This window comes from Chryseobacterium amylolyticum (assembly GCF_051011775.1).
Taxonomy (GTDB): domain Bacteria; phylum Bacteroidota; class Bacteroidia; order Flavobacteriales; family Weeksellaceae; genus Chryseobacterium.
The window spans coordinates 279,220-294,705 of the sequence record NZ_JBPCHX010000003.1; the positions used below are offsets into that span (position 1 = coordinate 279,220).

At 39.0% G+C, this 15,486-nt stretch carries 11 protein-coding genes; 1 reads left to right on the forward strand and 10 read right to left on the reverse strand.

The genetic code is table 11. The annotated features are described in order from the left end of the window. Nucleotides 1-30: 30 nt before the first annotated feature. Genes ACR1PO_RS10070 through ACR1PO_RS10095 form a run of 6 tightly spaced genes read right to left on the reverse strand, consistent with a single transcriptional unit; the run spans nt 31 to nt 8,437 of the window. Nucleotides 31-1,362: a hypothetical protein gene (locus ACR1PO_RS10070; protein ID WP_002982396.1), complete on the reverse strand. Its 1,332-nt coding sequence runs from the start codon at nt 1,360-1,362 to the stop codon at nt 31-33. An 8-nt stretch (nt 1,363-1,370) separates the two neighbouring features. After that, nucleotides 1,371-2,069: a c-type cytochrome gene (locus ACR1PO_RS10075; RefSeq protein WP_433986671.1), complete on the reverse strand. Its 699-nt coding sequence runs from the start codon at nt 2,067-2,069 to the stop codon at nt 1,371-1,373. Beyond that, a complete protein-coding gene (locus ACR1PO_RS10080) occupies nt 2,062-2,583 on the reverse strand; it encodes a DUF3341 domain-containing protein (protein WP_027371993.1) in 522 nt (173 codons plus the stop codon). The genes ACR1PO_RS10075 and ACR1PO_RS10080 overlap by 8 nt, the downstream gene beginning before the upstream one ends. Continuing rightward, complete coding sequence (gene nrfD, locus ACR1PO_RS10085) at nt 2,570-3,967, reverse strand: NrfD/PsrC family molybdoenzyme membrane anchor subunit (protein ID WP_034691792.1); 1,398 nt, start codon at nt 3,965-3,967, stop codon at nt 2,570-2,572. The genes ACR1PO_RS10080 and nrfD overlap by 14 nt, the downstream gene beginning before the upstream one ends. Before the next feature lie 25 nt (nt 3,968-3,992). Next, nucleotides 3,993-7,055, reverse strand: coding sequence for a TAT-variant-translocated molybdopterin oxidoreductase (locus ACR1PO_RS10090; RefSeq protein WP_433986672.1), 3,063 nt, complete (start codon nt 7,053-7,055; stop codon nt 3,993-3,995). 23 nt (nt 7,056-7,078) lie between these two features. After that, a complete protein-coding gene (locus ACR1PO_RS10095) occupies nt 7,079-8,437 on the reverse strand; it encodes a c-type cytochrome (protein WP_433986673.1) in 1,359 nt (452 codons plus the stop codon). Nucleotides 8,438-8,621: 184 nt separating this feature from the next. Between ACR1PO_RS10095 and ACR1PO_RS10100 the strand changes: the two genes are divergently transcribed. Then, on the forward strand, nt 8,622-9,179 hold the full coding sequence (locus ACR1PO_RS10100) for a hypothetical protein (protein WP_002982407.1): 558 nt from the start codon (nt 8,622-8,624) through the stop codon (nt 9,177-9,179). A 55-nt stretch (nt 9,180-9,234) separates the two neighbouring features. Here the strand turns inward: ACR1PO_RS10100 and ACR1PO_RS10105 are convergent, their stop codons facing one another. The 4 genes from ACR1PO_RS10105 to ACR1PO_RS10120 form a co-directional block, all read right to left on the reverse strand. Then, the gene (locus ACR1PO_RS10105) at nt 9,235-10,512 is read right to left on the reverse strand and encodes a DUF6080 domain-containing protein (RefSeq protein WP_433986674.1); all 1,278 of its coding nucleotides are present in this window, start codon (nt 10,510-10,512) and stop codon (nt 9,235-9,237) included. Between the two features lie 72 nt (nt 10,513-10,584). Further along, a complete protein-coding gene (locus ACR1PO_RS10110; protein WP_433986675.1) occupies nt 10,585-11,400 on the reverse strand; it encodes a T9SS type A sorting domain-containing protein in 816 nt (271 codons plus the stop codon). 85 nt (nt 11,401-11,485) lie between these two features. After that, nucleotides 11,486-13,027, reverse strand: coding sequence for a protein adenylyltransferase SelO (locus tag ACR1PO_RS10115; protein ID WP_433986676.1), 1,542 nt, complete (start codon nt 13,025-13,027; stop codon nt 11,486-11,488). Nucleotides 13,028-13,102: 75 nt separating this feature from the next. Next, nucleotides 13,103-15,481 carry a transglycosylase domain-containing protein gene (locus ACR1PO_RS10120; protein ID WP_433986677.1) on the reverse strand — a complete coding sequence of 793 codons (2,379 nt, stop codon included), beginning with the start codon at nt 15,479-15,481 and terminating at the stop codon, nt 13,103-13,105. Nucleotides 15,482-15,486: the final 5 nt, after the last annotated feature.

The window sequence follows — 15,486 nt, forward strand, 5'->3', positions numbered from 1 at the left end:
TCTTTTATCATTTTATTTTGTTACAAGTCCTTAGAAAGGATACTCATAAATTTCAGATTCGTGTAAGAACGGGTTTCCTGTAGGAATCAACTTCAGTTTAGATAAAGCTGAAAGTACAGTAAACATAAATAATCCAACTACGAACAGGATTGCTCCAAGGATTAAAAGGAATACTTCAGGAGTGTTCCAGTATGGTCCTACTGTTCCTGGCATTACCATGTTGAAGTAATCTAAGATGTGTCCCAGGATCACCACTACTGCCATTGTAGTAACTACTTTGTAATTTCTCTTGATGCTGCTGCTTACCAATACCAATAGCGGTAATAAGAAGTTGATGATCAACATCGGTAAGAAAGTAGGAGAGTAGTGCTGGAATCTACCGAAGAAGTAGTTAACCTCTTCCGGAACGTTGGCATACCAGTAAAGCATGAATTGAGCAAACCATGTATATGTCCAAAGCATACTTGTAGCGAAAAGGAATACTCCTAAATCGTGTAAGTGGTTGTCATTGAACTGTGGTAAGAAACCATTTTTCTTAAGGTAAACACTTAATAAAATGATTACGGCAATACCACTTGAAAGGCAGCTAACCATTGAATACCAGATATACATTGTAGAATACCAGTGAGGGTCAATAGACATCAACCAGTCCCAAGCCCAAGCTGCAGAAGCAAATCCGAAGAATGCGATGTATCCTACTGACCATCTGTAAAGCATCTGGTACTCTACTTTAGACTTCGTTTCGTCTACTTTCTTAGACTGAGCTTTTAATTTCCATGCGAAGAAAGAAGCACCAATCACATAGATTAAAGTTCTTACTGCGTAGAAAGGAATATTTAAGAATTTTTTCTTTTCGAATAAGATCACATCAAAATGCGGAGAATCCGGGTTTGTCAATTCAGGGTCCATCCAGTGGAATAAGTGACCATTATGAGTGATGTTCAAGATCATCAGGATTACTAAGATTGCACCACCGTAAGGGATATAAGAAGCAATCGCTTCCATTACTCTTGTAATGATGATCGGCCATCCTGCGTGTGCAGCGTGCTGAATAGAATAGAAGAATAATACGCAGCAGCTAACTCCAAAGAAAAATACAGCTACAAAATGTATTGCTGCTAAAGGCTGGTTGTGTACCTGCAATGTAGCGTGCTCAAGGTGAGCTGCGTGATCCTGAGGTCCAACCATTTCACTTGAGTGTGTAGGAGCAGTATGACCTGAAGCATGAACAGCTTCCATCATTTGTTCTATTTTCTCAGTAGAAATTCCTTTGTTCAAAAAGAAACCAATACCGAAAAGAACTAAACCTACAACAAGAAGTATTATAGAAGTTGATTTTAATTTTGGTGAAAAACTATACATTTCTTTTCTTATTTTTTAGTTTCGGTAGTCGTTTCAGTTGTTGCTGGTGCCGCCGCTGTAGCTGCTGCCGGTGCTGCTGCTCCTTTTTTGAAAGCACTCATCACATACATTGCTACTCTCCATCTGTCTCCTGCGTTCAGTTGTCCCGCATAAGATCCCATGGCATTTCTACCGTTTGTTAATACATAATGAACAGATCCTACAGTAATTTCTCTGTCAGCATAGTTCGGTACTCCGGAGAATGCTCCACTTTGTACGATAGGTCCTTGTCCATCACCTCCTGTTCCGTGGCATGCAGCACAAGTGTGATCAAACAATATTTTACCTCTTTCAAGGTCCTTCGCTGCGTTAGCAGGATTCAAAGGAGATACGGTAAGTTTTTTAGAGGCTTCATACCCTGCGTTGTACTCGTCAACATTTTTAGGTAATAAGCTTTCTTCAAAAACGCCGTCTTTATTCTGAGGAACGGATCCTTCTACCGGAGAAAGGCCTGTTGCACCATTATTTTTAACAAAAGCAGGAATTTCATTTTCATGATCTGAATACGCATCCTGGGCTTTCATCAATGGATCATAAGCTACCGGAAAATACATGTCCGGGAAATATACCAATGGAGTATTCTCCTTTGGTCCGCAAGAGTTAAGTAAAACTGTTGTTAAACCTAAAACTGCTGTAATCTTTAATACATTCTTTTTCATTTTAAGCATCTTTAACAGTTATTTCTTCAACTCCAGTTTCAATAAGCAACTGCTTTACAGATTCTACATCTTCAGTTACAAATTCCATCATGAATTTATCGTCAGTAGTCCTAGGGTCTGGGTTCTGAGCCGGAGCTCCCGGATACATTTTGTTTCTAACCAGGAAAGTTAAAGACATCATGTGAGCCGCACAGAATACCATTAATTCGAACATTGGAACTACGAATGCAGGCATGTTGTGTCCCCAGTCAAAAGCTGGCTTACCACCGATATTCTGAGGCCAGTCGTGATTCATCACATACCAGGTAAGAGTAGCACCGATAGTTACACCATAACAAGCATAGATAAAAGCAGCATCAGAAATTCTGGTTTTCTTTAAACCTAAAGCTTTATCTAGTCCGTGAACCGGAAACGGAGTATAAACTTCGTTGATTGCGATTCCTTTATCGTTGAATGCTTTAACGCCGTTCATCAAATCGTCGTCGTCAGCATAAAGTCCGTATACAATTTTAGTGGTGCTCATCTCCTTCTTTTGCTTTATAAGTTTCACCTGAGATTTTCAAAATCGATTTTAATTCAGCCTGTGCAATTACAGGGAATGTTCTTGCATATAATAAGAATAATACAGAGAAGAATCCGATTGTTCCTAAGTATACACCCACATCAATGATCGTTGGCTTAAACATTGTCCATGATCCTGGTAAGTAGTCTCTGGAAAGGTTGATAACGATGATATCAAAACGCTCAAACCACATACCGATGTTGATGATCAATGCAACAATGAATGTCCAGATAATGTTCGTTCTTAGTCTCTTGAACCAGAAAGAAGCAGGAATAACAAGGTTACAGATGATCAATGACCAGAATGCCCACCAGTAAGGTCCTACAGCAGCACCCGGAGAAAGATATGTGAAATCTTCGAATCTTGAACCTGAGTACCATCCGATGAAATATTCAGTGGCGTAAGCTACAGTTACCATACCACCAGTTAAGATGATTACGATGTTCATAATTTCGATATGATACATTGTAATATACTCTTCTAAGTGACACACTTTTCTAGCTACCAACAATAGTGTTTGTACCATTGCAAATCCTGAGAAGATCGCACCGGCAACGAAGTAAGGAGGATAGATTGTTGAGTGCCATCCTTTAATTACTGAAGTCGCGAAGTCGAAGGATACGGTAGTGTGTACTGAGAATACAAGCGGAGTTGCCAAACCTGCAAGAACCAAAGAAAGTTCTTCGAATCTTTGCCAGTGTTTTGCTTTACCACCCCAACCGAATGCAAGGAATGTATAAATTTTCTTAGTCCAAGGAGTTTTAGCTCTATCTCTGATCATTGCAAAGTCAGGGATTAGACCCATGAACCAGAATACCGTTGATACTGAGAAATACGTGGAGATCGCAAATACGTCCCAAAGTAGAGGAGAGTTGAAGTTCCCCCAAAGAGAACCGAATTGGTTTGGTAAAGGGAATACCCAGTATCCAACCCAAACTCTACCCATGTGGATTACAGGGAAGATTGCCGCCTGTACAACCGCAAAGATCGTCATCGCCTCTGCAGATCTGTTTACAGACATTCTCCATCTCTGTCTAAATAATAATAATACTGCGGAGATTAGGGTCCCGGCGTGACCGATACCTACCCACCATACGAAGTTGGTAATATCCCAACCCCAGTTAATAGTTCTGTTAAGCCCCCATGCTCCAATACCTGTCCCGATAGTGTAAGCGATACAGCCGAATCCATAGAGGAATAGAACTAGCGCAGCATATAATGAGATCCACCATAATTTACCTGCTCTTTCTTCGATAGGTCGTGCGATATCTTCTGTAATATCGTGATAAGTTTTGTGACCAATAATTAGAGGTTCCCTTATCGGAGCTTCGTAATGTCCTGACATTTTTTACCTATTTATTATTTAAACTTTATTTTTCTACTCTGTTTCTTACTTTAGTGTGATAGAACACGTTTGGTTTTGTTCCGATCTCCTCTAGTAAATAATATCTTCTGTTAGAGGCATATACCTTTCTAATTTCAGAATCTTTATCGTTCATATCTCCAAATGTCATTGCTCCAGTAGAACAAGCTTTAGAACAGGCCGTCTGGAATTCTCCATCCTTCACTCTTCTTCCTTCTTTCTTAGCCTCAAGAATTGTATTCTGAGTCATTTGGATACACATTGAACATTTCTCCATTACCCCTCTAGTTCTTACAACTACATCCGGGTTAAGTACCATTCTTCCTAAATCATTGTTCATGTTGAAATCGAACTTGTCATTTAGGTTATAAGTAAACCAGTTGAAACGTCTTACTTTGTAAGGACAGTTGTTTGCACAATATCTTGTACCGATACATCTGTTGTAAGCCATATGGTTTTGACCTTGCTTACCGTGTGAAGTAGCCGCTACCGGACATACCGTTTCACATGGAGCGTGGTTACAGTGCTGACACATTACCGGCTGGAAGATTACATCCGGATTATCAGCAGGATGGTTCAGTGCACCTCCTTCTTTGTTGAATGCAGTACCGTATAATTCAGGTACAGCCATTCCATCTTTTAATCCTTCGTATACTTCTACCGTTTGTCTTGAAGAATAGTAACGGTCAATTCTTAACCAGTACATATCTCTTGACATTCTTACTTCTTCTTTACCTACTACAGGAACGTTGTTTTCTGCCTGACAAGCAATGATACATGCTCCACAACCCGTACAAGAGTTCAGGTCGATAGATAAGTTGAAGTGAGGTCCGTCTGTATCATCGAAAGCATCCCAAAGGTCAATTTTTCTTGCTGGAAGAGCTCCGCTGATGGTGTGGTACTCCAAAGGCTTGTTCCATCCTTTGTGCTCGTCATCGAAAGCTACGTTGATGAAATCTGCCAAAGGAACTTCTTTCGCGATCTCATAACGGCCCATCAATGTATTTTGAAGCTGGATCCCTGCAAATTCGTGGTCTTCTCCTGTTTTTTCGATTTTAACACCTGAAAGAACAAGGTTAGAACCGTCAAATAAAGGATAAGCATTTACCCCGGTATCAGCAGTTGCTCCTGAGTTTTTCTTACCATAACCAAGCGCAAGACCTACAGATCCTTCAGCTTGTCCCGGTTGTACGAATACAGGAACGTCTTTTATTGTTACTCCGTTTACAGTAAGGTTTACGATAGAACCATCCAACTGCATTCTTGCGTTAAGGTCGTTATCGATTCCGAACTTTTCTGCGTCTTTTGGAGAAATTGTCAAATAGTTATCCCAAGACATTCTTGTGATTGGGTCAGGTAATTCTTGTAACCAAGGGTTGTTTGCCTGAGTACCGTCTCCCATAGAAGTCTTAGTGTATAATACTAATTCTAATTCAGAAGGTTTAAAGTTTCCTAGTTCAGCAACAGCCTGAGCAGCGTTTCCACCTGCATAAGATAGAGTTGTTGCATTGGTAGAAGCGTTGATACCGTTATACAATGCCTTGTTGAAAGAAGTACCACCTAAAAGAGAAGCAGAGCTCGCTTTTAAATAATCGTAGTAGTTGTTTGCGGCATTGTTTTTTCCGTTCTTCCAAACCAATAGAGATTCTTCAATCTGTCTTGATTTGTAGATTTTCTGGATGGTAGGCTGCATTAATGAATATACTCCTGTCTGTGGTTCGATATCTCCCCAGGACTCTAACCAGTTAGCAACCGGAATTACAGCTTTCGCTGCTTTGTACATTTCATTCTTCTTATCTGCTACAGCAATTACGTAAGGAACTTTAGATAAAGATTTTTTGAAATCTTCTCCTTTTGGATGAGAGTAGATAGGATCCACATTGTTGGTAACTAAAACACCAACCTGTCCACCGTTTACCCATCCAAGGAATTCCTGGTATCTTGCACCGTCGAATTCTTTCAGTAAGTTGGCCTTACCTGTGAAAGCTACTGAACCTAATTTCTGGTTGATTAAGTGTGCTAAAACCTGTGCTCCTTTAGAACCGTCAGCAAAAACAACAGCTTTGCTTCCTTTTGCTTTCAATTCGTTAGCAATTTCAGTTGCAGTCTTATCAGAAGTACCACCACCTACGATTGCATTGTAAACTTCAACTAAAGTCTTGTTTACAGCACTTGGTTTTAATCTGTATCTGGAGTCAGCATTAGCACCGGTTAATGACATGTTAGACTCCACCTGGATGTGTCTTAACATGTTTGGTCCTGGCTTTCTTGCTGCTGCATAAGAAGTTTCTAAGCTTGAAGCGTTATAATCTCCTAAGAAATCAGCCTGGAAAGAAACTACCAGTTCAGAACCTCTAAGGTCATAAACAGGTAATGCTCTTTGTCCGAATACTTCCTGTGCTGCATCTAATTGTGCAGAATAAGGGAAGGCATCATAAGTTACTAATTCTGCTGTAGGATATTTAGCTTTGAATTCAGCGAATAACTTTTTGAAAGTTGGTGAAGCAAAAGAGTGTGATAAAACCACAATCTTTTTGCCTGACGCCTTAGCTTCTTCCAACCCTTTCATCACAAAACTGTCTACTTTATCGAAAGTTTCGTCTTTTCCGTCCAGTTTAGGCTGTTTTACTTTATCGTTATCATAAAGAGAAAGTACACTTGCCTGAGCTCTTGCATTAGTTTTACCTAAATCACCACCAGCCGGGTTGGGTTCAATTTTGATAGGTCTTCCTTCACGGGTTTTTACTAAAACACTAGCAAAGTCGAAACCGTCAAAATAAGTTGAAGCGTAATAGTTAGGGATTCCCGGAATAATATCATGCGGCTTTACCACATAAGGAATCGTTTTGATTACCGGAGCTTCGCAGGCAGCCAATGTAACTGCTGCTGTAGAGAATCCTAGTAATTTAAGGAAATCTCTTCTTGAAGTACTTGATCCGTTTTTCTCAGCATCTCCAAGGAAATCTTCTACCGGAATTTCTTCCTGAAACTCTTTCTGAGCCAGCTTATTATTCAAAGCCGGATCTTTAAGTTCATGAATACTTCTGAATTGTATTTTGTTTGAAGCCATTTATACTTCTAATTTTTTAGTTATTAATAATGACATTTACCACACTCAAGACCTCCAATTGCATCTACAGTGATTTTACCTCCATCTTGTGGATATTGTTTTTTCAACTTGTCATGTAGATTCTTGAAGTACTCTTTATTATAACCGTTGTTCATATCAACTTCAGTAGTTCTGTGGCACTCGATACACCATCCCATCGTAAAGTCGTTAGCCATCTGAACAACATTCATTGTATCAATTTTACCGTGACAAGCTTTACATACAACATCAATTTTGTTGTTAGGATTCTTTTTGTTGAAAGAATTGATGATTGCCTGTTCTCCAGCAATTACGTGCTGAGAGTGGTTGAAGTAAACGAAGTCTGGCATATTGTGGATTCTTGTCCATTCAACCGGCTGTGTTTTTCCTGTGTACTGTTGTTTTGCAGGATCCCAACCTGTTGCAGCGTAGATCTTCTGGATTTCACCGTCATAGAATGCCTTGTCTTTTCCTGGTTCCATGTAGTGTTCTGCGTTGTATTCAGAAATTGTTCTGTGACAGTTCATACAAACGTTCATAGAAGGGATTTCAGATACTTTTCCGTATTTAGCACTGGAGTGACATAACTGACAGTCAATTTTCTGTTCCCCAGCGTGGATTTTGTGAGAGAAGTAGATAGGCTGTTCAGGCTTGTACCCTTTGTAAACACCGATCCACATCAGCCAGTTCCATACTCCGTAAGCAGCCAGAATAGCAAGAATTGCCAGTAAACCTTTACCAATGTAGTGGAACTTCTCGTACATTTCACCGAAAGAACGAACTCTTGTTTCGTTAAGTCCGGCTAAATCTTCAGACTGACCCAATTTTACCAGTTGTCTTAGTTTTACCAGGATCCAAACCAGTAAAGCTGCGATCGCTAAAAGTGAAATGATTACAACGTTTGTAGTAGTTTTGTCTGCAGGAGCTGCCGCAGTAGCGTCAGTTGCAGGGGTTGCTTCCGGTTTTTTCTCCTCCGGAGCAGGAGGGTTAGTTGTGAAAGCTAAAATGTCGTCAATATCCTTGTCTGTAAGATTCGGAAAGACCTGCATTTCAGTCTTATTAAACTTTTCAAAAATCTCATTGGCGTATTTGTCCCCAGAAGCTCTAAGAGCTTTGTTGTCTTTGATCCACTTGTGAAGCCAGTCTTTGTCTACACCACCTTCTGTCTTCACACGTTCTACAACCCCTTTTAATGGTGGTCCTACAACCTGTTTGTCCAGCGCGTGACATGCAGTACAATTCGCTTTGAAAAGTTTCTCTCCGTTTTTAGGATCGCCGTCTTGCCCGTAAAATGAAGCACTGGTTGATAGCAATAAGCCTATCGCGATCAACGTTTTTTTATAATGCTTTCTCCAACTAATCATTTAAATTATCTTATGTTAGTAAATTATTGAACATTCAATCAATTCGGCAAAAATAATATTTTTAACAGAAATTTAACGGCATATAAAAAGGGGAAAATGTCATTTAAGGTTAATTTGTATTGATTCTAAATAACCTGTTTGGTATAGTTTTTTAATTTGTATAAATTTGCGGAAACAAGTTTAAATGAGAAATCTAATCAAAATATTTTCGATATTATCATTATTTGGATTTTATAATATTGAGGCACAGCAGGTTGTTAAAAAAGATACCCTGTCAGGAACGGAGCTTGTCATGACGATGGATTCCAAAATAAATGCTGCTCTGGAGGGAGTTGAAGGGAAATGTGCTAAAGCTGTCCCAACAAATTCTACTAAAGATTTCAGCAATAATGACAGTGGAATTTCTACCGGAATAAACACAAAACCTCCTAAAATCTTTGTGCCAAGCAGAGAGCTTACCAATGCTGAAATTTGCAGGAAAAATCCTAGGATTTTAGGGTTCAAAATCCAGATTACAACAGTAAAAAGTAATGAGGAAGCTAATGAGGTAAAATCTTATTTCAGAAAAAGATTTCCTAACCTGAAAGTGGAAACGGATGCTTCTTTAAGACCTAATTATAAAATTTTAGCAGGAAGTTATTTCACAAAACAAAGTGCTGCAAGTGACCTTTCCAGAATCAGAGAATATTTTAAATCTGCAGTAGCAGTACAATATAGAATTTTCTGTGCTGAAGCAAAATAAGATTAATTTATTTTAACATAAAAAACAAAAAGCTGAGTAATTTTCTCAGCTTTTTTTATTGATAATAATTTTCCATAAACCAGAAGAATTCTGTCATTCTGAAGATATTATTGGCCAACAGATAGGTGAATAATATCACCAGCGTCCATGTTAAAAATGACATGATTTTAGGGGATGATCTGTAAGCGTAAAACAGCCATCCTAAAAGTATCGGATAGACAAAAACGAAATGTCCCCCATAGATGTAGGAAGTATGAAGTCCGAACCTCATCACACAATGGATGATGATATCAACTGCAAATGAAATAATGATGATCTGGACCCATTTATTCCTGAAATTTTTAAAATAACTCCAACTTATCAGGATCAGTAATATTGTTATAAAAAAGTAAGGCACAGCTGACGAATAAAGATCCATATAAAGCCCTTTGAAGTTGAATCCTTTCATATTGTGTTTATCAGACATAATAAATCCCGGGAAAAGAATATTCCCTCCGAAAAAGAAGGACAAAATCATATCCCACGCCGGCATTGATTCTACATTTGAGAACTTTTCATATTGCTGATTGGTTTTTGAAAAGATATTCTGGTATTTAAAATCAATTCTGTTCAGGTAAAGGAGTACAAAACAGATCACAGCAACAGTTACCCTAAGTGCAGCATTCCCGAATTTTTTCCAGCTTCTGAAAAGATCTTTTTCAAAAAGGAGAGGTATAAAAACCTTTACAAAATTAGTAATGGTAAGTCCTCCGATGGTAATACCTGCCAGTGATAATGCGGGTGCAGGTGTTTTTTCTTCTTTTCTTAATTTTATGGCTGCGTAATGATTGTATAGGGAAAGTAAAAATAAAGTGTATGTGAAGTTCTCCGGAGTAAAAGAGAGAACAATGTTGGTTGAAAAAACTCCAAAGAAGAGAATAATTAAGACGCTTAACCACAAAGGAAGGCGGATGATATTCTTTAAATATTTGAAAACCTGAATGATATTCAATGAGATGATCATATTGCTGAGCCATGCCAGAGTGAGCCTGAAGCTGGCATCCATTTTTCCTCCTGAAATGAATAATGAGAATTCTCTTACCCAGTTGAAAAAATAATAGGACAGGGGGTGTCTTTCAAAGCTTCCTCCGGTCATCAGGATCGATTTATTATCAAAACTGAAGTATGCGTCCCAGGGAATTCTGCTGTCGAAAATGATCCTGTAATGAAGAGCAATATAAGATCCCAGAATTCCATAACAGGTAAGGAAGAACAGAAATACCGCCGCTTCTGTATAAGTGGAAGGAAAAACCAATTTGAAAAAACTGATGATTTTTGTTTTGATAAAAGACACTGTCAAATTTTTTGCAAAAGTAAATAAAAAAACCACCAAAGCTGGTGGTTGTAAAAGTTTATATAAATGGTGTTATTGTTTGATTACCTTTTCCGTTTTGGAAGTTCCGTCTGAGAAGTCTACTTTTAGTAAGTAAGTTCCTTTTGGAAGTGAAGAAATATCTAATCTCTCAGAAGTATCGGTAAGCAGAGATTTTCCGCTTGCATCAAATATTGTGGAATATTTGATTTTCTTATCTGCTTTGATGTTTATTTCTCCTTTTGTCGGGTTAGGATAGATATTGGTAACGTCTTTTACTTTGGCATTCGTTTCCTGAGTAGATAATGTGCCATTTGCCCAAACCTCAACATCATCTATTGAAAGGCTGTCTGCATCGTTAGCTACGTAATGGAATCTGAATTTTACATTAGCTTGTCCTGCGTATTGAGCTAAACTGACTGTAATAGCCAATGTTTCGTAATCTGTATACACCCCATAGTTTTCTTCAACCCATACCTGGTTCCATGTAGTTCCCCCATCTGTGGATACTTCTACTTTTAAGTCTCCGTTAGGATTAGGGTCAACCATGTATTCATATCCTATTTTGGCCTTAAACTTTAACACCGGATTTGTTGTTCCTGCCAAACTGAAGGAAGGGCTTGTTAAATGAGCATCCTGTGCCTGGGCAATCCACCCGATACCTGCGGATTTTCCACCTGTGATATTAAAAGTAAGCTGTCCGGATGCATTGAAAATCGTTGTTGTAAAACCCCAAGGTCTTGATGCTACATTTGTTCCTGTTGTCCATCCTGTCGGAGGAAATGTCGTACCCTGAAAAGTCTCTGAGAGAATCTGCGCATTCCCCAATATAGAAGAGACTAAGAAAATGAATAGTAATTTTGTTTTCATTTGGTTTACGTTTAAAGTTATTAGTAAATGTAATGAAAAAATGAAAATAATTACTTGTTTTTTAATATTTTATGAATATTATTAATTATGAGCTACACGAAAGTGTAGAACATCCCGCAATATCATCATATCCGGATGGCCTTTTGACAGAAAATTCAGGATATAATTCCAGGTACGGATTTTCAAGGGCTTTGGTAAGTTTTTCCAGCATATCTTTTTTACCATTGCTGATCTCTTCAATGCATTCATAAAGAAGATAATTCCGCAGAATAAATTTCGGATTTGATTTTTCCATCATTGCCAAAGAGGCTTCTCTTGAAATGGAGTTCAGTGCTATTCTGGTTTCATAATTACTGATAAAATGTTCGAGTTTCGCTACCTTTTCTTCATCCAGAATAGTATAAGAGATATCTTTAAAATGTTCTGTTATATTAGTGATTTGGTTTATTTTTTCCAGTTGATTGAAAAATAAGGTGTAATCCAGCTGGAGTTCCTGCATTAATCCCTGCCAGTTGGTGAAAAACTCCTCATCATCTTTCTGAAGCTGATCAAAACCGAATTTTTTACAGAGCATCCTGTCATGAGCATTCCAGAAATAGGTGCCGAAATTATTTAAAGTATCTTCTAAAAATTTTTCATCTTTAATCAAAGGATGGAGGGCGTTGGCCAGCTGCCAAAGATTCCATTGAGCGATCTGTCCCTGTTTTCCGAATGCATATCTTCTTCCTGGAAGGTCAGTTGTATTAGGTGTGAAATTCAAATCATATTCATCCATCATGGAATAGGGTCCGTAATCAATAGTTAATCCCAGCGCTGACATATTGTCTGTATTCATAACCCCATGCACGAAACCTACCCTGAACCATTCAACCATTAAATCAGCAGTCCGGGTGCAGATCCTTTCAAAAAAGTCTTTGTATTTCTTACTGTCAGCGGATGTAATTTCCGGGTAATAATTTTCAATGGTAAAGTCAGCAAGCTCCTGAAGGCTATTGTATTCTCTTTGGGCAGACATCAGTTCAAAATGACCGAAACGTAAAAAGCTTTCAGCGGTTCTGATCACTACTGCACCTTTTTCTAATTTCGGATTTCCGTTATACATAATGTCACGCATTACATCTTCTCCGGTAAAGGCGAGACTGAGTGCTCTTGTAGTAGGAACACCAAGATGATACATGGCCTCACTCATCAGGTATTCACGAACAGAAGATCGTAATACGGCTCTTCCATCGGCATGTCTGGAGTAGGGTGTGGCTCCTGCCCCTTTCCATTGGATTTCTGTCTTTTTCCCTTTTTCATTAGTTATCTCCCCTGCCAGAATAGCTCTTCCATCACCAAGCTGCCCTGCCCAGTTTCCGAACTGATGGCCGGCATAAGCGGTAGCATAGGTTTGAACGTTTTCCGGAAGGTTATTTCCAACCAGAAAGTCCAGGTCTTTATCTTCATATTTTCCCAAACCGATTTCTTCTGATAAGGCTTCATTAAAAGCGATCAGTTCAGGCTTGTTAAAGCCGGCAGGACGAATGGTGGCAAACAAAACCTTTGGGGTATTTCTTTGCATAGGGTTGTTGGAGAAATCCCCGGGAAAACTCTCAATAAATGGCTGTCTGATACGTTCGATATTCATCTTTCAAAGGTATTAATTATAAAAGAAAAGACCTTCCAAATTATTGAAAGGTCTTATATATTTCTAAAAGAGAATTTATTTATTGAAATCTACTTCATCATTGGTATGAAGATTTTCATTGATGTTATCCTCTTTCTTCTCTGCTGGTTTTTTAGGTGTAGGATCTACCGGTCTTGGGTTTTTAATCTCATCGATAGTCTGAAGACTTCCATCGTCTCCATATCCTCCTCCAAGGCCTTTAAGGTTTGAACAGCCGTCTTTCCAGTCTGAAGGTTTAACAAACTTATCATCAGGAGTAACGCCTAAGCTCTTGTCTGCCCATACTTTCTTCATGAAAATTGCCCAGATCGGTAATGCCATCCTCGCACCCTGACCTTCTCCTGTTCCAAAGAAGTGAGTTGCTCTGTCTTCCCATCCAACCCATGCTCCGGTTGCCAGTTTTGGTGTGATCCCCATAAACCATCCATCGGAGTTGTTCTGTGTGGTTCCTGTTTTGGCAGCAATTTCCACGGCTTTTGAGATTCCTCTTCTTCCAAGCTCTCCGGAAGCGGTTCCGTATTGCGCAACACCTTTCATCAGTTCAATCATGGTGTAGGCATACATTGGATTCATTACTTCCTTAGGTTCTACGTTTACTTCCTTGATAACTCTACCGTTGGCATCTTCAATTCTCCAGATCATCTCCGGTTTGTTGTAGTTACCATAGTTGGCAAAAGTACTGTAAGCACCTAACATTTCGTAAATCGTAATGTCTGATGAACCTAAAGCGATTGTATTGTTTCTTGGAATATCTTCCGTTACTCCCAGATCTCTTGCAGTCTGGATTACGGCGTCTACTCCTGTCATTTCAATAAGTCTTGCTGCAACAGGGTTTTGAGAGTGTGCCAATGCATCTTTTAATGTAAGCATTCCTCCTCTTCCCGGTACATGCCATCCGTTATGATCATAAGTTCCGTTAGAAACAGCCGAACAAGGTGTCATTCCCAGTTTCATAATAGCAGTAGCATATACGAAAGGCTTAAAGGTAGATCCTACCTGTCTCTTACCTTGCTTGATGTGGTCATATTGGAAGTGCTGCCAGTCTATACCCCCTACCCAGGCTTTGATCTCTCCGGTTCCCGGAACCATAGACATCAGACCTGCCTGTGCAATTTGCTTGTGATATCTGATAGAATCCCATGGAGACATTTCAACTTCTTCTTCTCCGTTCCAGGTGAATCGTGAAGTTTTAATAGGCTTCTTGAATTCCATCATGATAGAATCTTCAGGCATTCCGTCAGCTTTCAAAAGCTTATAACGGCCGGTTCTTTTCATTGCCTGAACCATTACATCATTAATCTGCTTGTCAGTAAGGTAGTAGAAAGGTCTGTTTTTTCTTCCTCTTTGTTCTGCGTCAAATCTCTTTTGAAGATCTGTTAAATGTTCCTTGATGGCTTCCTCAGCATACTTCTGCATTTTAGAATCAAGGGTCACATATATTTTTAAACCGTCTTTGTAAAGATTCAGTTTCTTTCCGGTTTCTTTTTCGTGAGTTTCAAGATATTTATCAATCTCTTTTCTCAGGTAAAATTTATAATAAGCAGAGTATCCGTCAGTGATGCTTTTGATCGGGTGAAAATCCACCTCAATCGGTGTATTGGCTGCCTTTTCGTAAGTTGCAGCATCAATATATCCGGTTTTCTGCATCTGGTCCAACACTACATTTCTTCTTTCTTTTGCCTTTTCAGGGTATCTGTAAGGATTGTTTTTTCTTGGGTTTTCAAGCATGGCTACAAATGTTGCCGCTTCAGGTAATGTAAGTTCAGAGGTTTTCTTGTTAAAGTAAACTCTGGAAGCCATTTCAATACCATTGGCATTGAAAAGGAAATCAAACTTATTGAAATAAAGAGTGATAATCTCTTCTTTGGTATACCTTTTTTCAAGACTTACCGCTACAACCCATTCTTTCAGTTTCTGGAATGCTCTCTGAATTTTATTCTGGGAAGCATTTCCTGTAAAAAGAAGTTTGGCAAGCTGCTGCGTAATGGTAGAACCTCCACCACGTCCACCACCATAAGCCACGGCTCTGGCAACAGAATATAAGTCGATTCCTGAATGTTCTTTGAAACGCTCATCTTCTTTAGCCTGAAGGGCATAAATAAGATAAGGAGGAAGGTCCTTATAAACAATCGGCTGGGTTTTTTCCTTTTCGAATTTACCCAGGGTTACTCCGTCTGAAGAAATGATCTCAGAAGCAACAAAGATATCGGGGTTTTCAAGTTCTTTTACATCAGGCATTTCCCCAAGGAATCCTTGAGAAACTGAAAAGAAAAGCCCTGAAATTCCCAGAACTACTGCAATGAGTCCGATCCAGATAAATGAAACCCATTTTCTCCAGGAGGTATCTTTCTTTTTCTTGGGAGGCAGAGGAAATGTTTTCCCCTTATTTCCTGCATTTTTTTTGTTCTCTTCCATTTATG